The sequence below is a fragment of the Spirosoma migulaei genome (assembly GCF_054776855.1).
Genome location: NZ_BAAHBG010000005.1, coordinates 427,538 through 450,926, shown reverse-complemented (window position 1 = coordinate 450,926; position 23,389 = coordinate 427,538). Strand labels below are relative to the sequence as shown.

The 23,389-nt window shown below is 45.1% G+C and carries 19 protein-coding genes; 11 read left to right on the top strand and 8 right to left on the bottom strand.

Features of this window, described 5'->3' with window-relative positions:
- Positions 1–55 precede the first annotated feature (55 nt).
- Positions 56–2,842, top strand: coding sequence for a S8 family peptidase (locus ACYVGO_RS07445; protein ID WP_460968669.1), 2,787 nt, complete (start codon positions 56–58; stop codon positions 2,840–2,842).
- 63 nt (positions 2,843–2,905) lie between these two features.
- On the opposite strand, the gene ACYVGO_RS07440 is transcribed toward ACYVGO_RS07445, so the two are convergent.
- Positions 2,906–4,510 carry a S8 family peptidase gene (locus ACYVGO_RS07440; RefSeq protein WP_460968667.1) on the bottom strand — a complete coding sequence of 535 codons (1,605 nt, stop codon included), beginning with the start codon at positions 4,508–4,510 and terminating at the stop codon, positions 2,906–2,908.
- Positions 4,511–4,632: 122 nt separating this feature from the next.
- Positions 4,633–5,763 carry a DUF3500 domain-containing protein gene (locus tag ACYVGO_RS07435; RefSeq protein ID WP_142775871.1) on the bottom strand — a complete coding sequence of 377 codons (1,131 nt, stop codon included), beginning with the start codon at positions 5,761–5,763 and terminating at the stop codon, positions 4,633–4,635.
- Positions 5,764–5,943: 180 nt separating this feature from the next.
- On the opposite strand from ACYVGO_RS07435, the gene ACYVGO_RS07430 reads away from it, so the two are divergent.
- Positions 5,944–7,053, top strand: a complete 1,110-nt coding sequence (locus ACYVGO_RS07430) for an LBF_2804 family protein (RefSeq protein WP_460968664.1) — start codon at positions 5,944–5,946, stop codon at positions 7,051–7,053.
- A gap of 27 nt (positions 7,054–7,080) precedes the next feature.
- Here the strand turns inward: ACYVGO_RS07430 and gldE are convergent, their stop codons facing one another.
- The 3 genes from gldE to mutY all read right to left on the bottom strand — a co-directional run bounded on the left by gldE (position 7,081) and on the right by mutY (position 10,158).
- Entirely contained in the window at positions 7,081–8,421 is a 1,341-nt protein-coding gene (gldE, locus tag ACYVGO_RS07425) for a gliding motility-associated protein GldE (RefSeq protein ID WP_460968663.1), read from the bottom strand.
- Positions 8,422–8,462: 41 nt separating this feature from the next.
- Positions 8,463–8,996: a single-stranded DNA-binding protein gene (locus ACYVGO_RS07420; protein ID WP_460968661.1), complete on the bottom strand. Its 534-nt coding sequence runs from the start codon at positions 8,994–8,996 to the stop codon at positions 8,463–8,465.
- Between the two features lie 73 nt (positions 8,997–9,069).
- Positions 9,070–10,158, bottom strand: a complete 1,089-nt coding sequence (mutY, locus tag ACYVGO_RS07415; protein WP_460968659.1) for an A/G-specific adenine glycosylase — start codon at positions 10,156–10,158, stop codon at positions 9,070–9,072.
- 139 nt (positions 10,159–10,297) lie between these two features.
- On the opposite strand from mutY, the gene ACYVGO_RS07410 reads away from it, so the two are divergent.
- The 3 genes from ACYVGO_RS07410 to ACYVGO_RS07400 all read left to right on the top strand — a co-directional run bounded on the left by ACYVGO_RS07410 (position 10,298) and on the right by ACYVGO_RS07400 (position 13,462).
- Positions 10,298–10,600, top strand: coding sequence for an HU family DNA-binding protein (locus ACYVGO_RS07410; RefSeq protein WP_080237187.1), 303 nt, complete (start codon positions 10,298–10,300; stop codon positions 10,598–10,600).
- A gap of 72 nt (positions 10,601–10,672) precedes the next feature.
- Entirely contained in the window at positions 10,673–11,536 is an 864-nt protein-coding gene (locus ACYVGO_RS07405; protein WP_460968657.1) for a tetratricopeptide repeat protein, read from the top strand.
- A gap of 363 nt (positions 11,537–11,899) precedes the next feature.
- Positions 11,900–13,462 carry an Rne/Rng family ribonuclease gene (locus tag ACYVGO_RS07400; RefSeq protein WP_210422419.1) on the top strand — a complete coding sequence of 521 codons (1,563 nt, stop codon included), beginning with the start codon at positions 11,900–11,902 and terminating at the stop codon, positions 13,460–13,462.
- 100 nt (positions 13,463–13,562) lie between these two features.
- Here the strand turns inward: ACYVGO_RS07400 and ACYVGO_RS07395 are convergent, their stop codons facing one another.
- Together ACYVGO_RS07395 and ACYVGO_RS07390 are read right to left on the bottom strand one after the other, a co-directional pair.
- Complete coding sequence (locus tag ACYVGO_RS07395; protein WP_142775877.1) at positions 13,563–14,678, bottom strand: lysophospholipid acyltransferase family protein; 1,116 nt, start codon at positions 14,676–14,678, stop codon at positions 13,563–13,565.
- Between the two features lie 12 nt (positions 14,679–14,690).
- Positions 14,691–14,864, bottom strand: coding sequence for a hypothetical protein (locus tag ACYVGO_RS07390; RefSeq protein ID WP_168207900.1), 174 nt, complete (start codon positions 14,862–14,864; stop codon positions 14,691–14,693).
- Positions 14,865–14,889: 25 nt separating this feature from the next.
- On the opposite strand from ACYVGO_RS07390, the gene ACYVGO_RS07385 reads away from it, so the two are divergent.
- From ACYVGO_RS07385 to ACYVGO_RS07360, 6 genes are all read left to right on the top strand, one after another.
- Positions 14,890–16,035 (top strand): LytTR family DNA-binding domain-containing protein, encoded by a 1,146-nt coding sequence (locus ACYVGO_RS07385; protein ID WP_246859326.1) that lies wholly within the window; start codon positions 14,890–14,892, stop codon positions 16,033–16,035.
- 338 nt (positions 16,036–16,373) lie between these two features.
- On the top strand, positions 16,374–16,715 hold the full coding sequence (locus ACYVGO_RS07380) for a response regulator transcription factor (RefSeq protein WP_460968654.1): 342 nt from the start codon (positions 16,374–16,376) through the stop codon (positions 16,713–16,715).
- A gap of 197 nt (positions 16,716–16,912) precedes the next feature.
- Positions 16,913–18,073 (top strand): hypothetical protein, encoded by a 1,161-nt coding sequence (locus tag ACYVGO_RS07375; RefSeq protein ID WP_460968652.1) that lies wholly within the window; start codon positions 16,913–16,915, stop codon positions 18,071–18,073.
- A 35-nt stretch (positions 18,074–18,108) separates the two neighbouring features.
- Complete coding sequence (locus tag ACYVGO_RS07370) at positions 18,109–20,118, top strand: M48 family metalloprotease (RefSeq protein ID WP_460968650.1); 2,010 nt, start codon at positions 18,109–18,111, stop codon at positions 20,116–20,118.
- A gap of 68 nt (positions 20,119–20,186) precedes the next feature.
- Complete coding sequence (locus ACYVGO_RS07365) at positions 20,187–20,762, top strand: hypothetical protein (RefSeq protein WP_460968648.1); 576 nt, start codon at positions 20,187–20,189, stop codon at positions 20,760–20,762.
- Between the two features lie 719 nt (positions 20,763–21,481).
- On the top strand, positions 21,482–22,468 hold the full coding sequence (locus ACYVGO_RS07360) for a LytTR family DNA-binding domain-containing protein (RefSeq protein WP_460968646.1): 987 nt from the start codon (positions 21,482–21,484) through the stop codon (positions 22,466–22,468).
- 4 nt (positions 22,469–22,472) lie between these two features.
- Here the strand turns inward: ACYVGO_RS07360 and ACYVGO_RS07355 are convergent, their stop codons facing one another.
- A complete protein-coding gene (locus ACYVGO_RS07355; protein WP_142775883.1) occupies positions 22,473–23,168 on the bottom strand; it encodes a LuxR C-terminal-related transcriptional regulator in 696 nt (231 codons plus the stop codon).
- Between the last annotated feature and the right edge of the window lie 221 nt (positions 23,169–23,389).

Below are 23,389 nucleotides of genomic sequence, written 5' to 3'. Positions count from 1 at the left end.
TTTTATCACATCAAATAAGGTACAGAACAGGACCTCAGCGGGTTCCCTTCTCTTAATGTGCCTTATTGTGGTGTTTCTAAGCGGGGTAAATAGCCCCGTCTGGGCGCAGCCTAGTCAAAAAAAACAACCACTATCCTGGCAAAACGAACTTATTGAACGTTACACTAAGGCCAGAAAACGTACACTTAAGTTAGCGTTTCAGAATAAATGGTCTCTCTACAAAAACTATTCCAATCAGCGTGTATTCCAACTTCAGGAAGTCGATGCCTTAGGGCAACCAATTTATTATTCACTTCATAATGTTGAAGCAGCACGGGGCACTCGAACGCTGACTTTACAGGGTGATGGCTCATTGCCCATTGCCTTATCAGGCAATTCATCAGCTATGGCTGGTCGGTTGGGCTTATGGGACGGCGGCCGGGTGCTGGCCACCCATCAGGAATTTAGTGGCTCAACGACGAATGGGGTCAAAATCACGCAGAAAGATAATGTAAGTAGTACAAACAACCACACCACGCACCTGGCTGGTACCCTTGTTGGAAAAGGAGTTAATCCACTGGCAAAGGGAATGGCGTTTGGTGCGCAGTTGTCGGTATGGGATTATACCGACGATGTGACCGAGCTCCTCACTGCAGCACCAAACCTACTCATCTCAAATCATGCCTATGGCCCGGTAGTTGGCTGGGTCTACAATGCATCACGACCCGGTACCAATTCAAAGCTGAAATGGGAATGGTGGGGCAACACAGCAATGAGTACTACAGAAGATTACTTGTTTGGCTTCTATACCACAAAAGCGCAGGATCTGGACCGGATAGCCTATAACAACCCCTATTTTCTGATGGTCCGGTCGGCGGATAACAAACGTAGCGAAACCGGACCACCTACTGGAACAGCTTATTTCCTAAAAAATACCAATGCGCAAAGTACCGTTGCCCGTAGCCGAAACGACGCTTATGATGTAATTCCAGCAGAAGCCACGGCCAAGAACGTACTTACTGTTGGCGCTGCCGATGTTACGTATGATAGCCAGAACCAGCCCGTATTAGTAGGTTCAACATCCTTTAGTGGTTGGGGACCTACCGACGATGGGCGAATAAAGCCCGATTTACTGGGAATTGGCACCGATGTTTTATCATCCATCGCAACAACTACGACTGATTACAGCACGTACAGTGGAACCTCAATGGCTTCTGCCAATGTATCAGGATCGTTGTTTTTGTTGCAGGAACTATACGCCCGTCAGCGAGCATCCGGGTTGCCAGCCAGTGGACAATTTATGCGGGCGGCTACGCTCAAAGGGCTGGCTATCCACACCGCGGATCGACCTACTCCAGCAATCGGCCCCGACTATCGGCAGGGATGGGGTTTATTAAATACCGAAGCTGCCGCCCGCCTGTTGCTTAATGAGGAGTTGGCACACCTGGTTCTTGAACAAAGCCTAACTCCTGGCGGCATCTATTCCCGATCTATTGTTGCCCAGGGCAATGAGCCTCTGATCGTTACCTTATCCTGGACTGACCCCGAAGGAACAGCAACCAGTGTCGTTCCCAGTTCAGTAGATAGTCAGACGCCAAAACTTGTCAACGATCTTGACCTACGTATCAGTGATGGTCAGCAGACAAATCTGCCGTTTGTACTTGACCCTGTTCGACCAGCTCTACCTGCCAGCCGGGGCGATAATGTACGCGACAATGTTGAACAGGTGTATATCGCTAATCCTATTCCCGGCAAAGCATATACCCTTACAGTTACTCATAAGGGGAAAATGACCTATTCGAGCCAACCTTACTCCTTACTGGTGAGTGGCCTTCATCGAATTAACTGTCAGCTAACCGCTACAACGATTCCAGCAAAAGATACTATCATCTGTTCTGGAGCTACATTACCGTTACAAGCAGGTAATCAATCGACCGATTTTCATTACCAGTGGCTGCTTAACGGAACGGTCTTGGCTAGTGCGGCTACCCCCAACTACCACGCTACACAAGCAGGTTCGTATACACTGCGAATCACAGACGGGAATGGCTGTTCGGCAACCTCGCCACCGGTACAGGTACAAGTACGCACATCATCTATCGGAATCACACCAACGGGCAACCAATTGCTTTGTAATACAGATACCCCCATTCGTTTAGAAGCCGTTTCATCGAATGAGGCAACACTGGCGGGGGCCACCTTCAATTGGTTGCGCAACAATTCTGTTATTGCCAGTGCAAATGCTAGTACGTTCAATGCAATCCAACCAGGGCGGTATCAGGTCCGAATGACGCAGGGTGGTTGCACGGCCACCTCTACCGAAGCCATTGTCCAGCTTTCCTCCGTCAATAACCTTGATTTACTTCCAGTAGAAACAGAACTTAATCTGCCTAAAGGTGCCAGTGTAATGCTGAAAGCCCCTATTGATACGTCCTATCGTTACCAATGGTATCGGAACGACAGCTCATTACCGAATGCTCATGAATACCGCTTATCCGTATCAACAGAAGGGAGTTATAAAGTACAGATTACCCAGCATACCTGTGTAGGCTGGTCAACAAATCGGATTGTCCGGTCGGTGGCTTTGACGGCTACTACATCTGACTCAACCAGCCAATTTATAATCTACCCGAACCCGACCGAGCAGACCCTTTCTATTCGCTATGCAAACCCATTGGCAAAACAGGTTTTGATTAGTGTGCTTGATCAGAATGGCATTTTGCAACAGCCTTCACTTTCCATAAAATCTCAAAACGGCCAGTTTGAAGGCGATTTACCGATTCAGCAACTACCAGCAGGTACCTATATCTTTCGCCTAGCAGATGGCTTTGGCATACAAACTGGCCGTTTCGTAAAAAAATAAACCGGGCTGGTTAGGGCATTTCTGCATCCACCAGACCGGTTTATCCCTACGTTTCGTTTGTTATTACTTTGCTTTTCCAGACGAGGCCTCTTCTGCAATTGCCATCTTCACCGCATCATACAGGTTTACAATACCCCCTGTTTTCGACAGCGTGTTGAAGGCAATCGTGTCGGTCGATTCGGGTCGGGTAACCTTTGTTGAATAGGGCGTCGCTGATTGTAAAATAATCCGCTTAATGTCAGCGTATGTCAACTTGGGGAAGTAGGATTTGAGCACAGCAGCTACACCTGCAACAACGGGCGAGGCCATGCTCGTACCACTGTTGTTCTCATATTTGCTACCTGGTACGGTCGAATAAATATCTTTGCCGGGGGCAAATACATCTACATTCTGTTTGCCATAGTTCGAAAAACTAGCGATCAGCTCATTGGTATTGGGTAAAGCACTAGCTCCTACAGTAATCACATTCGGAATAGCGGAGCCATCAATGAACCGGGGAGCCGGATAGTTGGCTGCAGTGTCAATATCTTTCCCGTCGTTTCCGGCGGCATGGATCATTAAAACACCTTTCGAGAGGGCATACCGTTCGGCATCCTCTACCACAGTACGCTGGGGCGAATAATCCTTCCCAAAGCTCATATTGATGATCTGTGCCCCATTGTCGACTGCATAGCGGATTGCATTAGCAACGTCTTTATCGCGTTCATCGCCATCAGGAACGGCCCGTACACCCATGATCTGAACCGCATCGGATATACCCATTACACCAAGTTTATTGGTACGATCGGCCCCGATAATTCCGGCTACGTGTGTGCCATGATCGGCACGAGGGCCGGCAATGTCAGCATTACCATAGTTGTGGTCTGTCAGATCATTTGGATTGTCTCCTACAATAGCGCGGCTATCAAATTCAGGGTTGTAGTTATATTCCGCACGAGCTTTAAGTTGCTCATTTGCTTTTTCAAGCTCGCTCATAACCACATCCGTATCCGCAGCTCCCTGTTGGCGTAACAGCCTCAACACGCCCATAACCGGCCGCTTCAAGGCCGCATCGGTGAGCGTGTCAGATGCTTTCCGCAGTGTCATCGTATCCAGTTTCGCTACCTTCAACACTTTTTTCAGGTTATCGACAGCCGATGAATACTGCGTATAGAACTGGCTGATACCCTGATACTGCGCTTTATACTCCGACTGATTTTTTTCTAATTCAGCCTTCGTTTTTTGGTACAAATCGTACTCTTTCTGCTCAGTTGGCTTCAGTGTTTTCCGGTCTTTCCCTTCGTATTTGGGTTTTAACTGGACATAGAGACGGGTAACTTCGGCGGTTTCATAGCTAACATTACGGCCATCTTTACCGCCAATGAAATTCCAGCCATGGATATCATCGACATAGCCGTTTTTATCATCGTCCTTCCCGTTTCCGGCAATTTCCTTTGGATTGACCCATAGTACCCGACGTAAATCTTCGTGGGTTGTATCAATACCACCGTCTATTACCGCCACCACCACGGGTGTGGCTTTACGATCTTTAAGCAACTCGCGATAAGTTCGCTCAACGCTTATACCAGCCGTATTATCGGTTTTATCTTGCAGATACCACTGCGTTTCCTGCGCCCAAGCTGCCATCGAAAGCAAACAAACCGACGCACTGATAAGGAGTTTCTTCATGAATTGTTAACAAAAAATCTCGACAAATTACGAAGAAACAACTTACTTTATAGGTTAAAAGTTGTTAAATGAATTACGATTTGGCGAACGCAAGTCAGAGGGCAATCGCAAATCATAATTCACTAATGCTTGTCATGACTAGCGTTTTTGTAATGCTCCTGAAGCAAATCTTCGCCCCAGTCATTAGTCAAATCACGGACAACGGTATGAATGTGATTAGCATTCGTTTGGGTGTTGTCATATTCGATCAGAATGGTTGGTCCATGAATTCGATAATACCATCCTTTTCCCTCTCCTAATGTTGGTGTCATATCTCCTGCCCAGCCAAACCGCAAATTATCCAATCCATTTTTTTCTAGTTTGTCTAATTGCTGCTTAGCCAGCGTAATTCGGTAATTAGTCAGATAAATCTGCAATAGGTCCATAAACAATTTACGTTGTTCTGCATTCATATCCGCCATCCTTACCCCGTCCATCCGCTCCAATGATGCCTTACGTTTGTTGCTGGTAACCATTTCAGGATACGCTACAGCATCCAGTACCGCCTGCTTGCGTTGGTCGGAGGTTAGCGTTTTGAGCAATGCGAAGGCTTTCTCGGTTTCCTGTTTAAATATCGCTCTCCCTTTTTGGGGCAGACTAGCTACGCGTGGGTCCGACATACGTTTATCGGCCATGCTGGAGTCAAATTTCAGCACGGCTGGGTTACTACCAAAAAACGTAGGCGTCTGAGCCACTACTTTACCGGCTAACCCAATAAATTGAAGCGATAAATGGTGACCTTCAATGCGCCAGCTCCAGGGGTCTTTCGCAGCTGGATCGCCAAAAAAAGTAAAGGAATAATTTTCCGGATCACGATATACGTCATTAGGCGGGCGGTTATCAATCACGCGCAACACATTCTCCATATCTATAATGGACGTCGCTTTTTCGTAGCCTTGCAGGCTTAACGCCGTTTTAAGCATAGCCATGGCAGCTGTGCGCTGCTCGGGCGTCATCTGCTTTAGCGGTAATCCTTTCCGTTCTCTCGGCACGAAATGCCAGTTAAATCGCTCTTCATTGTCGAATGCGTAAGTGGCTTTCTGACGCTGTTCCGCAGTAAGCATGCCTAAAAACAGGTTTGCGGCATCCGTCATTTCATCTTTAACGCGCTGTTGAACAGGCAACGTTTTAGGCGACGGAGCAATCTGGCCCCAAACTTGTAGCTGACTGAAGCTGAAAATCAGACAGCCTAAAAGGGAAAGTACGTATTTCATAGGTGAAGGGCGTTTATACAATACTTTGCAAAGAGCAATTCTATACGCATTTACCTATCAGAAGCAAAGGAGATTCAACCGTTCAGTCAACGGTATAAGATTATATCTGGCTGTTTGCCAACAACCTCAGCGTTTTGGTAGTTTACTGGATAACGCCACTGTCACAAACTACGATCGATCATGTCCACCCGGCCTCCGAACAACAGCTCTGGTCCGCTCGACCATCTGTCTCTCCGCTACTTACGGCAGGTACTCGATATGTCGCACCCCGCGGATGAGCCTTATGTTTTAAACACGGTTGAAAGCCGGGTTATTCGTCGGACAAAAATTGTTACTTTGCTTATAGCTGCTCTCGTCGGTATAAGCGGTGTTATGCTGTTCTATTGGCCACAATACAAATGGCCAGAACTGTTTAGCACTACAACTATACCGTTTTTTGGTACTATTTACGAATTACCCCTTATAACTGCCTGCTATAGTCTTCTGCTGGTTTATCTGGAAGTGAACCTATTACTCGCCATTAATATGTGGGGTGTAAAGGAGATTATGGACATTTGTCAGTTTCCAAAGGCGCATGATGCACAGTATGAACGGCATTTGCAGTCTCTGGCCAACGCAGCGGTTGAAAAGTCACAGAAGGGTATTATACGATTCAGTATAGATCCCTACCTGAATCTGCCACGCTGGGGACTTACCATCTACTTTCTGCTCAATACGGTAAAAGCAGCCCTAAGTACCCTTGTCGTAAAGTTCGTACTGAAGCCCTTTCTAGGTCTGTATGCATTACGCCCGGTTACAGATATGGTGGGCATGCCAATTTATGCTTTATGGAATACCTGGGCATCCTGGCAAACACTACATGAGGCTCAAATCCGGGTAATGGCCCCTATCACAATCCGCGAATTTGTCCATGAACTGCATGAAGAGTGGGGCAAAAATGATCAGTTCCGACCGCTAATTCTGGAAACACTACATTATATTTCTATCACAAAAAGGCAGTATAATTATGCACATTTTATGCTGACGGAAACACTAGTGGATCGGTTTGACTTATCTTCTAATACCCCGCCAACCGGTCATTTTATAGAACAACTACTTCAGGCACCTATTGCTGTTCGTCGAAGTCTGGAACGGCTCATTGTATTCGGAGTTCTGGTTGACGGCAAACTGTCCTGGCTTGAGAAACGACGCCTACAGGAACTCCGGAAAAAAGGAATTTTGACGTACTCCAATACAGAAATCCAACGTATTGGTACTGAGTACAATCAGGGAAGGGGCCTTTGGGTATAAAAAAGCAGAGATTCCAACTTCCGTACTCTATGCTTCTTTAAACACATCATTTTTCCGGACCCTCACCTCGTTAATGCGTTTATCATCGGCAGATAATACCTGAAATACAAAGCCAGCATAGGTGGTTTCTTCACCCGATTTAGGCAATCGGTTGAACAGTTCGAGTAATAAGCCCCCCAGCGATTCACTGTCTCCCTGAGCAGCTTCAAATGTTGTAGTATCGACGTTTAACACCCGACAAACATCAGTAAGGGCCATCTTGCCTTCAAACACAACGGTTTGGGCATCTTCTCGCCGATAGCCATCTGGGGTTTCATCGTCAAATTCGTCATTGATATCCCCAAAAATCTCTTCAATAATATCTTCAAGCGTTACTAAACCGCGTGTTCCACCATATTCGTCAACGACAATGGCCATATGAACCCGTCGTTTCTGGAAGTCTTGTAGTAAATCATCTACTTTTTTGTTTTCCGGAATAAAAAAAGCAGGGCGGAGCAACGATTGCCAATTGAATGAATCATCGGCATGTATATGCGGTAGCAAATCTTTTATGTAGAGAACCCCCTCAATTTCATCCAGCGACTCACCATAAACCGGCACTCTAGAATACCCTGACGCGTTAATTTGTGCGAGTAATTCACTAAAGGGCAAATCTTCATTTACAGCCGATATATCCAGTCTTGCCCGCATCACTTGCCGGGCTGTCAGATTACTAAAATTGACAATTCCTTTGAGGATTTCTTTCTCTTCAACTGTTGCATTCGTACCAGTTAGCTCAACCGCCTGGCTTAGCTCTTCCACCGATAATTTATAGCCTCGTCGCTGAATTCGTTTATCTACCTGATTACTTAAACTAACCAGCATCATAGCCAATGGGCGGAATACCGCAAGCCCCAGTTGTGCTAATGACGCGGTTTGACGGGCCACAATGAGGTTATTTTGGCTGGCATATACTTTTGGTACAATCTCGCCGAATAGTACAATGGCTACTGTGGTAACTAGTGCCATTCCTGTCAATATCCAACCCGATTCAGACGATACCTGTGTGACCTCCCAGGTCAGGTAAGTCACGATGACGACAATGGCAATATTGAGTAAGTTATTGAAAATGACCAATGAGGCCAGCAACCGCTTTGGGCGCTCTAAAAGCGAAGCAATTCGCTGCTCATCGGCCAGGCTGCTTTCCCGACAGCGGTTGCGATCATCCGGAGAAAGCGAGAAGAAAGCCGCTTCGGTAGCTGATACCAAACCAGCCAGTGTCAGTAGCAATAAAATCAGAGCCGTGTAAGGGGCATATAAATCAAAATAGGTGCCCCAGCCATCTGCGGCTGGAAGCACCTGTCGAGGAAGAGGGTCACCAGGATCCATGTATATCAAATCTCGTTCAACAATTGAGCAAGTCGTGTGGGTTAGAACGGCAAATCGTCATCGCCACTGTTGCTCTCAAAGGGTACCGGTTCAGGCTCCCGACGCGTTGGGGCCGCCTGCTGACGCTGGGGCTGAGCGGCCTGCGGTGCTGGTTGCTGACGGGTAGGGGCACTGGCGGGTTGTGCAGGAGCGGCCTGCTGGCGAGGTGCTTCATACTGAGGTTCCTCCTGACCCTGACTACTGTTAGGGCTACCCAACAACTGCATTGTATTAGCCCGCACACGCAATGAGGTTCGTTCTTTTCCCTCCTTGTCCGTCCATAGTTCTGTCCGAAGGCGACCTTCAACATAGACAGAATTCCCTTTTTTTAAATATTTTTCAGCCACCTTGGCCTGTTCATTCCATAACTCAATCCGAAACCATTCTGTCTGCTCAACTTTCTCCCCATTCCGGGTTGTATATTTTTCGGTAGTTGCTACGTTGAAGGTTGCCACAACAGCTCCACCATCCAGATAACGCACTTCAGGATCGGCACCTAAGTTACCGATAATTGTCATCTTATTAAGACTTGCCATACTCTTTGTTTTGTTGGTTACGTATAAAAATCCGTAGCGTTTAAGAGGATTAAAGATACTGAAATCTACCCACTTATCCAAACAGATTTTCCAAATAGTTTGTAATCAATACGGGCTTAGGAAGGTGACTAATTTCTTCCGGTGTATACCAATGTAGGTCTGTCGGCAAACGACTAATTGCCTCTTCCGGCAAGTCAATCAAATAGAATTTGGCACGAATTCTTTGGTGCGATAACAGCTGAACAGACTCTATTGGTAAACTAGCTACTACGCCCAGTTGCAGTAAACCATCAATCAATTCTAGAAGCGGCAAATCCTGCAACGCATCTTTTGAGACTTCAGTTTCAACTAAATAAAAGTCGTGCAGATTTTGCCATACATCGCGAGCCATACGTTCACGAAGTGCGAGTTTGCCATTGTGTCGAAAAACCAGGTAAGTAAAGTAGCGTTCGCGCACGGGTGCTTTTTTTGATTTAACGGGCAATCGATGCTGTTGTCCTGTTAAATAGGCAACACACCCTTGCTGAAGGGGGCACAACAGACAGTCGGGCGAAACAGGTGTACAGTGAATGGCCCCGAACTCCATAATAGCCTGATTATAGGTAGCCGGATCATTGGCCGACTGAATCAAGCGCGTTGCTAAAGTGGCAAACGTTTTTTTTGCATTCGTAGTCGTGATGTCTTCTTTAATACCAAACACACGCGCCAGCACTCGATATACATTTCCATCTACCACCGAAACACGCTCTCCGAAGGCAAATGAAGCAATGGCCGCTGCTGTATAAGCGCCTATTCCCTTCATTTTCAGCAGGTCATGGTAGGTAGATGGGAACTTACCCTCTAATTGAAGAGTTACATAACGAGCAGTCTGGTGTAGGTTTCGGGCTCGGGAGTAATAGCCCAGTCCCTGCCAAAGCCGAAGCAGCTCTCGCTCGTCGGCATTAGCCAGATCAGCAACGGTTGAATAGGTCTCTACAAAGCGTTCGTAATAGGGTTTACCCTGCGCCACACGAGTTTGCTGAAGAATGACTTCCGACAGCCAGATACGATACGGATCGCGGGTATGGCGCCACGGTAAGTCACGTTTATGAACCGAATACCACTGCTCCAGAATAGGAGCAAATGTGGTTTCGATTTTGTTAAGGTCTGATAGCCAATTCAAAATAAAACAAAAAAATACGTCGTTACCAGGAAAAAGGGAAGCACAGGGTTTTTAAATTTATAGGAAAGCCCTACCTTTGTGCTCCCATTTTGAGACCCGAATTTTCAACAATACAGTAAACGTTAAAGTTTAAGAAGTCGTGACGAAAGCAGACGTAATTGCCGAGATCGCCGATAAAACCGGTATTGATAAGGCAGAAGTAACAAACACCCTGGAAACCTTCTTTTCAGTAGTTAAGGACTCATTGGCCGAGGGAGAGAACATTTATGTGAGAGGGTTCGGCAGCTTCATCAATAAGAAACGAGCTAAGAAAGTCGCCCGGAATATCTCAAAAAACACCGCTATGGTGATTGATGAGCACTTTATTCCGAGTTTCAAACCCGCCAAAGTTTTTGTTGAGCAGGTGAAAACCAGCGACAAAGCGAAGGTAGCCGCTGAATAAGCAGCTGCCCAACTAGTTCTGGACTGGTAAAAACAGACTGGCTCAGGCGTTTGCATTGTGATGATCTTCCTTATGAATAAATTCGTATTGCTTGTTATTGTATTGGCTGCCGCCCTAACAGTGGGGTTATACACCTTACCAAGGGTAGTTGTACGAAATGAGAATAAGCAACTTGGAGGAGGACGCACAACGCAAACGTCTGGCGCTAGTAGGTCCGGTTCCGATTCACTCAACGTAGCAACCAACGGCGATAGCTCTTCTATTCATGAAAAGCCTTTATCGCCCGAGCAGCAGAAACGCCTGGTGACTCTCCAAACGGAGTTTAGAAAAGCGTCCCCAGCACAGAAAGAAGCCGTCGGGGTGAAACTGATTGCCTTATTGCATGAGGTAACTCGCTACGACAGTGCGGCTCATTATGCAGAGGAAGTGGCTAAAACTCAACCAACGGAACGGAATTTATTACGAGCCGGCGATGAGTATTTTGAAGCGTACACCTTTGCTGTCGATGAAAAGAAAACGGCGCTCTTAGGACAAAAAACCCGTGATTTGTATGGGCAGGCGCTGGCTAAAAATCCAAATTTGCTATCGGCAAAGGCCAATATGGCCATGACTTACGTCAATACCGATACACCCATGCAGGGAATTATGCTTCTGCGTGAGGTGATCAAGCAGGACCCAACCAATGAACTCGCGTTGTTCAACTTAGGATTGCTAGCCATGCGATCCAACCAATATGAACGAGCGATTGATCGGTTTCGGCAGATTTTGGTCAATAACCCATCGAGCCGGAAAGCTCAGTTCTACCTGGGCGTAAGTCTGGCGGAAGCTGGCCAGAAAGCCGAAGCCAAAAAGGTACTGGCACAGGTAAAGCAACAAGAGAAAGACCCGCAGATTCTGGCCGCTGTTCGCGAATATGAAGAGCGGCTATCAAAATGAATAATGAATAATGTAGTATTCAGAACCATTGTTCATTTTACATTATTCATTATTCATTGACTTTTAAGGGCCTACTGATTAGTGGGCCGACATATATTTTAACCATTAAATCAGTTTACTATGCCTTGCGGTAAGAAACGGAAACGGCACAAGATTGCCACACACAAGCGGAAAAAACGGCTCAGAAAAAACCGGCACAAGAAGAAATAGTTAGCGGTAGGCAGTAAACAGGTTGTCTGTTATGCTCATAACTGCCTTCTGCAATTGCCTACTGCCTACCTATTTGAAGCCTCGGCCGGTCTGCAAAGCCCGAACGTGGCTTCTTTCTTTTTATATAGCCATTCTTAACCGTATATTCATCTTGTGAGTAATGAATTAGTTATCAGTTCGACTCAGAAAGGTGATCGGATTGCGCTCTTGCAAAACAAGAGATTGCTGGAGTATCACGAAGAAGAGTTAGACAGCAGCTTCACCGTTGGCGATCTTTACTTAGGAACAGTCAAGAAATTATCATCGGGCCTAAACGCTGCTTTTGTAGATGTTGGCCACGAGAAAGACGGTTTTTTGCACTACCAGGATTTAGGACCGAATATTAATTCGCTCAATAAACTGGTTAAAGACGTAATCGCCAAGCGCGTCACCAGCGGACGGCTCAGCGGTATGAAGTTAGAGCCACCTATCGACAAAATCGGGAAAATCGATAAGGTGTTGACGAAGAACGCTCCCATTCTGGTTCAGGTGGTTAAAGAACCCATCTCAACCAAAGGTCCACGCCTTTCCTGCGATATCTCTATTGCAGGCCGTTATTTAGTTTTAGTGCCATTTTCAGATGGCGTAAACCTTTCTAAAAAAATTACTGACCGTGCCGAGCGGTCGCGGTTGATGCGCTTAATGTCATCACTAAAACCGCAAAACTTCGGTGTTATTGTACGAACTGTTGCGCAGGATAAAGACGTTGAAGAGCTCGACCGCGACCTGCAAAACTCACTTGCCAAATGGGATCAGGCACTTAAGTCGCTGGCTGATGCCAAACCCCGTGACCGCGTACTGGGTGAAATGAATCGGGCTTCGTCCATTTTGCGTGATATGCTCAACGAGTCGTTTGAGAGTATAACGGTAGACACCCGTGAATCCTACGACGAAATCAGGGATTATATTCACACCATTGCACCAGACAAAGAGAAGATTGTTAAACTCTACAGCGGTAAAGTAAAGGTTTTTGAAGCACTGGGGCTTGAAAAACAACTTAAATCCTTGTTTGGTCGGTCAGTAAGCTTACCCGGTGGGGGCTATCTGATTATTGAGCATACAGAAGCATTGCACGTCATTGATGTAAACAGTGGCAATAAGTCGAATTCTGAAGAAGATCAGGAGGCAACTGCCATTAGTGTCAATCGTGAAGCTGCTAAAGAAATTGCCCGTCAACTTCGACTGCGCGACATGGGTGGTATCATTGTCGTGGATTTCATTGACATGAAAAAAGCGGAGAATAAAAAACTCCTGCAAGATATCATGCGCGATGAAATGAAACCAGAGCGCTCGAAGTTTACGATTCTCCCCCTTACGAAATTTGGCCTGATGCAGATTACACGTCAGCGGGTCCGGCCGGAAATGAACATTGTTACGCGTGAGGTTTGCCCCACTTGTGGAGGCACTGGCACAATTCAGGCCAGTGTTTTAGTAACGGATGTTATTGAAAATAACCTCGATTATATCCTGACGAAACAGAATGAGCGCGGTATTTCGATTTCAATGAATCCATTTTTATATGCGTATTATACTAAGGGTATTTACTCAAAACAAATGCAATGGTATATGAAATATAAAACATGGGTTAAAGTAATTAAAGATAGCTCTCTAGGTATGGTCAACTTTAAATTCTTTCATAAGTCAGGCGAAGAAATTGAGGTTAGTAATAATGCCTAGAAATGTAGTAAAATTTTACTACGTTTTTTTATACTACAAGGAGCCCGATTAGCTGTCTAATCGGGCTCCTTGTAGTATATATCGTATACCGGGATGGTACTTAGTGTAGTATTTCCATATCCATCAACTCATTAAACATTTCCTGACCGACAACCTCCTCAACGGAGTCCACTTCATGAAGATTCAGTAGCAAATCCCGGAGATCTTCGGTGATCTCATAGGTCTGATACGATCGTCGATCGAACAGGATAGGTGCCTGTTCCAGGTCACATAATGAGTAGCGGTTTTCATTAAAGGCAAGCCGCTGAGCGCGAGAGCCGAAAAATTTATTTTTAACTGTTTCGGGCTCCAGGAATAAGTGAATAAAATTCCACCCTTCCCACTGGCCTGGGTATTGTTTCAGGTACGGCCAAAATGCATCATATAATTGTTGCATAGCCTCCTGACAATACATGTCCCGGTCGCTTCGCACAATAGGGCGAATTGGTTTGAGACAATGCAGGACATTTGTCATATCGGGTTGGCGATAACTCACTACTGGTACGATAGGCACACCCGCTGCATGAGACAAATAGCCAACTCCTTTTCGTGTTAAAACACGACGTTGTCCTAAGCGCACCGATAAAAACTGAGCTTCTTCTCCAGGTTCTGGAGCCGTTTCAGGGCTACCATCTACAAAGACAATCAGTGACCGGCCAGCTTTCAGTTCACGCAGTACCGTTAATCCGGCAGAAGGGCTACCCGCTTCAACCACCCGAAAAACGTTGGTAAGACCATGTTTTTGGCGTAGCCCTTCAATATGTTCCTTCATCTCCTCCCCCTGGCTCCGATTCATATTGCTACCAACGAGCAATACGCAATCGACCCCTTTCCGAAAAAGAACACTAGTTAGCAACCGGTATGAACCGAGGTGGTAGGTGCAATAGATTTTCGGGCTATACTCTTTATTTAGAACGTCGTGCGCCCCACGCAACTTTACTAAATCACCAGCCGTTAGGCACTTTTGATCGAATGTGGTGAATACCTGCTGCAACAATAGCTCTCTAAAGAGGGCTTCATGTTCCTGGCGGGATATTGAAGGAAGTATATTCTCGACATTGGCGGAGAACGTAGTATACTTCATTAAATAACCCCGTTCTTTGGACAGGTCAATTTGCTCGAAGTGTTCGCGGCAATCCGCCAACTCCTGTCGGTAAAGTTGTCGTGTGGTAAGCATGATTTATTAAGCTTAAAGCGAGAAAACAGGCTTGGAGAGGCCAGTAAAGGCTGAGCCAATATCCCACCGGCAGCACTCACCTTCAAGAGACATAATTTTTAATAGATTAGTAGATTCAGACTTAGAAACCGGCTTGGCTATATTCTTAATGGTCTGAGCGGCTTTGATTGAGAATTGCTTTTTCATGACAATGTATAAGATTGATTTGTAGTTGCTTGTTTTTGTTGATACAAAGCTACCAGCCAACGAGGGGCCCATCAATCGTAAAAAAGTCACAATCACCCGTTTGGATTTAGTTAAATATTACCACTATATTAGTACGAGTTTTTGCTATGAAGACAGCATGAAGGAAATTCAGGTCAGACGAGACTTTCTGAAAAAACCATTCAGCAGCGTAATAATACTACTGCTTATTGTAGTATTGATAGAAGCTGTAAGCTGGTCTATTGGCTATAAAATCAAACTAAAAATCGTTCATGATGAGGGCGGGGTCTTTCAGTATATCAGTTTGTTGATTCGAGGTTTATTTATTCCTGAATTATTCACTTTGTTTACGACAATTACACTCATCAACCTCTTTCATAACATTTGGCATATCAATTCTGTAGAGAACGCATGGCGCTCTATTTATCGATACGAATTGCGTTTTTTACCTGTTTTAGCAATTGCATTTTTAGCATTCAACCCTGGTACACAAACTATACGTTTTCTGTTAGAGAGCTTTCCCACCTATTCTTGGTCTAATTATTGGCAGAAATACATACTTCATACGTTTACTTGGTCCGTCTATTTTAAATACTTATTCCCAGTAGTGCTTATTGGTTACATCGCTCTTAATGTTTCTCTTCTTAAAGACTATTTAAAACAGCGCCGGGAAGCTCAAGAGAAGGCCGAAGCCGAAGCCGCCGAAGCTTCTCAGAAAGTCTTAGCTTTATCTGAGACATTCTCACCACAGCCTATAACCACAACTCCTTCTATTTACCTCACTTATTTGAAAGGTAAAAATGCATTGGGTGAGATAGACTTCCCAGTCAATGAGGTCTACTACTTCACTGTAGAAGAGCGGTTCTATTACGCTGAATCCCTAAAAGGACGGTATTTAGTTGGTAAAACATTAAACGAACTTGAGACAGAACTAGATCCAACTCAGTTTTTCCGAATCAAACGCGATTACATAGTTAACCGGCAAGCGGTATTGCACTACTCCTATTGGGAAAATGGCAAGTACATTGTTACTCTAAACAATCCTGACCATCACGAAATCATTGTTCCTCGTGTTCGCATGCATGAATTCCGGGAATGGTTACAGGGACGTGATGCCGCTGGTAAGCCCGAGCCGGCGGCCAATCTTCTATAGGGCAATCCTCGCCAGCTCCCTCTTCGCACATATTCTGCTGCAATTACCCCATCTCTATTTTCACTTGATTGTTCCATTGTATTGAGCCAATTGCTTACTTCTTGAGCAAATATTAACTGCCCGCTTAATAAACAAAATACCTCCTGCCTGAAATCACACATTTCATGTGCGAAATCAACTAAATAGTTATCTTTTTTTGGTAATTCTGTCCGGTCAGATGGTGATTTCAGACAAATCGAGTTGATTTCCGCTTCAAAGTCCGCCTACTTTTGGCCTGATGAACAGCCTAGCCTAAGGGCTGGCCACCGATTCATTTTTCAGGACTAACTTATTGCTTTATGTCAAACACGAGGGACGCATTCAATGCCATTCCGGCACTGCCGGAGTTGGCCGCCTTATTTTTGGCTGCTTTACAGACTTCTGAATCCACGTCATCCACTCCTGTATCGGCTGCGGTGTTGACCGCCCTGGGTACTTTAAGCCGTCGCGAACGGGAGGTAGTACGGCTTATTGCCGATGGTTTGACCACTCGCCAAATTGCGGAACAACTCTTTATTAGCCCGCACACGGTAAATAATCATTGGGCGCAAATCTCCCAGAAATTGGGATTACAGGGCGCGTTTAGTCTATTGCACTTTGCTCAGCAATACCGCCACTGGCTGTGGCCGGTTCAAAAATGATAGTACCCTACTAGTTAAATTAGTAGGGTACTATCAGCCGCTTAAGGTAGCGTCTATTCACCTTTGTTCTGTTAACGAGTACCAATAAACGCTACAATCTATCCAGCCTACCTAATTTTTTTAGTACAGAAAAAGCCCCACGACAGTTTGGCGACCGGACGTAGGGCTTTGAGCCGTTCAATGTTTTACCATTAAACATGTCAAATGTAGTGAAAAATTTACCCAAACCTACCTGGTTTCGGCAGACTATTGTACTAACAATTCTGCTGATCTTTATATCAACTATGATAACGTGGGCACAATGCTCAGTTAGCAATCCGAATGGTTCATTAGATTATGCCAACTGCACCAGTGTGGGTGGCTGGGCTTTCGATGGGGCTAACCTGAACCAGCCCGTTACCGTCGATATCTATGTGGATGGGGTCAAAACCTATTCGGGCATTACCGCCAATGGCGACCGACAGGATTTAGTAACCGCCTTTGGCAACTCAGCCGCCCGCTATCATGGTTTCAACTTTAGTTTTCCCGTTACGGCTGGCTGGAAAAATGGGCAGAACCACGCCATTTCAGTACGCATCTGTGGAACAAGCAGTACGATAGGCGGATCGCCTAAGACCGTTAGTGGTTGTACCGGAGGCACACAGCTCCCGAATCCAGCAGGTGCTTGTGCCTACACGGAGGGCCAGTTTTTGTTCACGACCAGTTGGGGCGAATCGGTGTATGCTCATTTTTACAATGGTACTCTGTTTGCTGCCTATCAGGATGGGAGCAACTTCAGGCCCCAACACTGGCTGGTGGCAACTGGATTGATGTCGAGCAGTACCGCCAGTTGCTTTGCCGAGACTGATCCGCATACAACCACTACTACACCCCCAACCACAACGACAACTACGACGACCAACCCACCAGCGGGAGCGAACTATGCAGGCAATCTGGATGGAGCCGACTGTAATGGTATTGGTGGCTGGGTAATGGATCGAAATACGCCAAAGCAGTCAATGGCATGTGATGTTTATATAAACGGACAATTAGTGGCGCGCAACCTGTTAGCTACACAGAGTCGCCAGGATGTGTCCAACGCCTTTGGCATTTCGGGCTATAATGGATTCGGTTTTAGCTGGTCTATACCTGCCCAGTACAAAAATGGATCGGCTTTGAGTATTTCGGTTCGGTATGCGGGCACAACACGAATATTCCGGGTAGCCCCAAAACAACGGCGTCTTGTCCTGGATCGGGAACCACCCCCACACCAACTACACCTACCACCAACCCAACAACTTCCCCTGCGCTGGCAGGCAGTAACTTCGCCGGAAATCTGGATGTTGCCGATTGCAACGGCATTGGTGGCTGGGTCGTAAACAAAACTAAGCCCCATCAGTCTACCAAGTTTGATGTGTACATAAATGGTTGGTTGGTGGGTGTGGGGATACCGGCCACCAGTAGCCGACAGGATGTAGCCAATGCCCTGGGTATTTCAGGCTACAATGCTTTCGGCTTCTATATGCCCTTCCCCAACAGTTTTAAGATAGGAAGCTCTATAAAAGTTTCAGTCAAATATTCCGGTACCCAAACCGATATTCCGGGGAGCCCCAAAACAACAGCCGCCTGCCCGGCTCAGACAAACCCATTAGGCTGCTCCAATAATGGCTCGGGCAGACTTGCGCAAAGTGAGTCCACAACCCATTCCTGTACAGATGGCCTATCCATAAAACTAAGTGGCGGTGGTTCGAGTGCGGTTTCATCCCTGACCAGTAAATTAATCCCGGTCAGAAAAGGGGATGTATTCTCATTGGATGCTTATGCTTATGCGCCTATTCGCTCCAAAGCTAACCTGACTCCACAGATCACAACGGCTGTAGTGGGGGGAGTAGTAGCTGGAGTGGCCCTTTCTCAACAGCAGGCCACCGTGCCCGACCAATCGCATCGGTCTATCCAGACAGCTCCTGCTATTGGCGTAAGCAGTACCCTCATGATACCCTTGGTAAAGTCACTATTAGCGCAACGCTTACCCGATGCTCGTGTTGACGTAGCATATTATGACCAGCATGGCCGGTTTATGCATCGGCAACAGGTTGGTCTTAACAAGGCCGCTCGTGAACATTGGCAGTTGTTGCATATTCAGGGGTATGCCCAGCAGGCAGGTTACGTATCCGTGCGCTTACAGAACCCGAGTAAAACACCAGTCTGGTTCGATGATGTTTCCTTCCAAACTGTCCAACTACCCCGATCTAGTCTGGTTAGTCAGGGACTTTTTGTTCCCAAAACGACCACGTCTACCAGTGGTTTTGCGCCACAGCAGCCGATCAATGCCGAGAGTTTGTATCGAAACTGTACACAAGAGGCTCCTGTCGATGTTGACAATGGCTTGTTGAACGTAGATGCCACTGTAATAGGGACTCGTATTAATAACACTTTAAAATGGGGTTGGATTTCAGGCCCAGACAGCGGAAGCATCATTGGCCCTGGTACCAGTGGCAGCACTGGCGGTGGTGGTGGGGGCTCAAGCAGTACTGCCACGTTTGTACCTTATAACGCCCCCATAGATTCCGTAGCAACTGGTTTATCTACGACTGGTGCATTGACGAAAGGCCAAGTCTTTACCTCATCTACAGGCGCTACGTATGTTTGGGATGGTAAAAGCTGGTGTATTGCTATCGCTGAAGTTCAAGTGAAGGGCCAGGGTCCAACCAACCCAACTAATGGACAGTTCTATATCTATACCGATCCTCAATTTGGCTACGCCACAGTGTATGAATATATTAGTGGGCGCTGGACAATACCGATGGTAGTTGGAGATCAGAATACAGCTAAGATTAATGTTGATCCTAGCCTTAATAAATGTTATGCTGACTTGACAAATCTTGCTCTAAAATCTGGTCTTAATAGCTATATAAATAAGCAAATGAACCAACTTTTTGGGGCATCTGATAGAAATTTAACCATAAAAAGTGGCCCTGTAGATGGCGGGTTAGCACGTACTAAACGAATTGCTACCCCAAATGGCAACTCCTATGAAATTACCTTTGATCCGACTCAACTAGGAAATGCTTCTCAGGAATTTATTGCTTCTGTTTTGGCTCATGAACTAGCTCATGTATTAGTTGATGAATATGATCAAAGCTCAATGGTTCCTTTAACTCTAGAAGAGGAGCACACAAAGATATTTGAGGATCACGTTGATGACATTGCAGAACTTCTTAAAGTAATGTTTCCCGACTTAGGTAACAATGCAACAGCATTAGCTTTAGGGGGTCTAGTTGATGTAACCAAAGACCAGAATGGTAACTTCAGGGCAGATAAGAATGCATATGCTCTGAAAGAATATGGTATATCATTAGCTGCTGCTGATGCGATTGTAATTACCTATGAAGCCAAGGGTAGCAAAGGCACAAAGTGCCCATAACCATATTTAATTTACCATGGACTAGCTAGAGCCTTAGCTCTAGCTAGTCCGATAAACAATGTATCCCGATGAAACATCTTATTTTCTGTTTTTTCATATGTATGACACTCGATGCGTTCTCCCAGCAGAAAGAAAATAATGTCTATTCTTTTTCTGCTACAACTTCGTCTAGTGTAACTACGTCAGCGTTAGAGTTTATTGGAAAGCAATTTTATGACCGAGCTAAAACCCTGGACACTTGCTGCCTGTTTGCGGTTGGATCAGCTAGATTTACTGTGCATCACAAAAAGATTGATAATATTTTAATATCCATTGGCATTCCAGAACACATAGGCCTCACAGTGCAAGAAGCGATACAGGCCTCTTCACCATTCTGGAAACTAAGACAGCCTTCTCAAGAGATCACAATTATATTGCCTATTTATATTTTTCCTTCACCGATTTGTAACACTAAAAATTATAAAGATAGTATCATCACTTCTTCAGCTAATATGATGGTTTATCAAGATCAATATAAAATTAAGGGAGTAAAAAGGTATAATTATTTAAGTATGGCCAGGGGGATAGAAATGGGATACCTTCTTCCTCCTTTGCTAATTAAAGGTACAATAATAGATATTTATCCAGCAAGACCTAATAAATAAACTATTACACCTCCTATCAATAACTTTAGCTGGAGATATCGTTTAAAAAGGGCCAGAAAGAGATAGCCATTGGGCTATATGAGACTGCCATTAGGAACCCTTTGACGTTCATCTACATCCCAGCGACCGCAGTGGCATTACCAAAGCTGCTCATTCAGCTTGGCAGTTGTTGCATATTTAGGGGTATGCCCAGCAGGCAGGTTATGTATCCGTGCGCTTACAGAACTCAAGTAAAACACCGGTCTGGTTCGATGATGTTTCGTTTCAAACTGTCCAACTACCCCGATCTAGTTCGGTTAGTCAGGTTTTTTGTTCCCAAAACGACCACGTCTACCAGTGGTTTTACGGGCTTTCAACATCAAAAAATCATTTCGCCTTAAAAACGTTACTGATGCTAAATGCGATGAAATTGGCTTTACGGGAGCTCAACATCCTGAAAAGTCAATAACTCTATTGGCTAAAGTTGCGTAACATCAGTTACGCAGATATAATGTTCTTTTTCAAATCACCACTGCTTACATTGATTAAACGGGCAATTAAAACTTTCCGGCACTTCGCAGAAATAATCTATAAGAAACTCATTCTACCTGAATAGGTTACCTAACGAGTCAAAGTTCCTCACAACCATAATTACCATTAATCACAAAAAAGATACATTATTTCTTTGGAAAGACCCGCCTGTTGTCACTATCTTAGTTCACTTATTGACAAGGTAGCAGATGAAGGAAATTCGACTGACACGTGACTTCCTAAAGAACCCATTTAATGGGGTATTAATACTACTAGGTATGGTAGTATTGATTGAAGCTGTTAGCTGGTCTATTGCTTATAAGCTGAAAATAAAACTCGTTTATGAAGAGGGAGGGCCTTTCCAGTACATTGGCCTACTAGTTCGTAGCTTATTTATTCCTGAATTATTTACCTTGTTCATTACTATTACTTTAATTAATCGTTTTCATAAAATTTGGCATATCGATTCGGTCGAAAATACTTGGCGTTCTATTTATAAATATGAATTACGATTCTTGCCTGTTCTAGCATTTTCGTTTTTGGTTTTCAATCCTGGTACACAAACTATTCGGTATTTATTAGAGAATTTACCCACTTATTCATGGTCAAATTATTGGCAGAAATATATACTTTACACATTTACTTGGCGGATATACTTAGAATATTTAGTCTCATTAACTATTATTGGTTATATAGCATTAAACCTTTCATTACTAAAAGACTACTTAAACCAACGCCGGGAAGCCCAGGCAGCAGCCGAAGCCGAAGGATATCAGAAAGCAGTAGCGTATTTATCAACTGTATCATTTAAATCAGCAGCTACTGCATCCTATTTGACCTACCTGAAAGGTAGAAACGCAATGGGCGAATTAGATTTTCCGGTCAATGATGTTTATTATTTTACCATTAAAGACCGTCTCTATTATGCCGAATTGGCAAAAGGCCGCTATTTGATCGGGAAAACGTTGAATGAACTGGAAACGGAACTGAATCCGGCTCAATTCTTACGCATTAAACGGGATTACATTGTTAACCGACAGGCAATAGCAGGCTATGCCCATTGGGAAAATGGGAAATACAGTATCAGGCTAAATACACCAATACCGTACACGGTCAGCGTACCCCGTAGCCGTATGCAGGAACTTCGGGAATGGCTACAGTATGCAGACTCGCGCCTGTTTGAAACGGTTGCTTAGAAGTTTAAAGGTAGCTTTTTACCGCAATGCTGTACTTTGGCAGTTGTCGGATGCTATCTAAATCCAGTTTTTTTGCAATATGTGCTTTGTGATTTACAGCCGTTCGGTAGCTGATGCCTAGTCGATCTGCAATTTCATTAGCGGTATGGCCGTTGGCTACCATTCGTAGCACTTCCCGTTCCCGTTGGCTTAATCGACTTAGTTCTTCCCGCGTAGATTCTGAAATTATATCGACTCCAAAATTTTTGAGTAAATCCATGAAGCCGCTGCTGTAGTAACAACCTCCGTTACTGACCGTCTGGAAACACCGGTACAATTCGTCCAGTCCATCTGTGGCATATAGAAACCCAAAGAATCCTTTTTGCATGGCTTTGGCCACCATACGCAGGTCGGGTTTACGGGTGTATAAGATGAACTTCGTTTGCTGGTTTGCGTGCTGCATTTCCTCCACAATCTCGAAGCTTCGCTCGCCCGAAATGTCGGATTCCAGAATAACACATTTGGGGCGTTTCACTCTAATCTGTTGAAGTGTGTCTTCCATTTCAACAGCACGGCCAACAACATTGTAGCCTTGTTCTTTCAGTAGCTGGCTTAAAACTTCGCAGTTAAAAAGCTCAGATTGGGCAACGAGAATTGAGAAATCGCGACGACGGATCGCGAAGTTCTTAGTGCCCTCCTGGACACCGATTGATTGATTCATGATTTATTACATATATGGGTGGATGAATGTACCAACAATACTTGAATTTATTCGTAACAGTCTGACAATTCAATCAATAAATTTATTAACGGACTTACCAGGAAGTATAGTGAGTCTAACTTAAGATCGGTCATAAAACCGCTTAAACGCGCAGTTTGGGTAGGGTGATTTCACACTTTTTGGGTGATTTCACACCTAAAATGGGTGATTTCACACAAAAC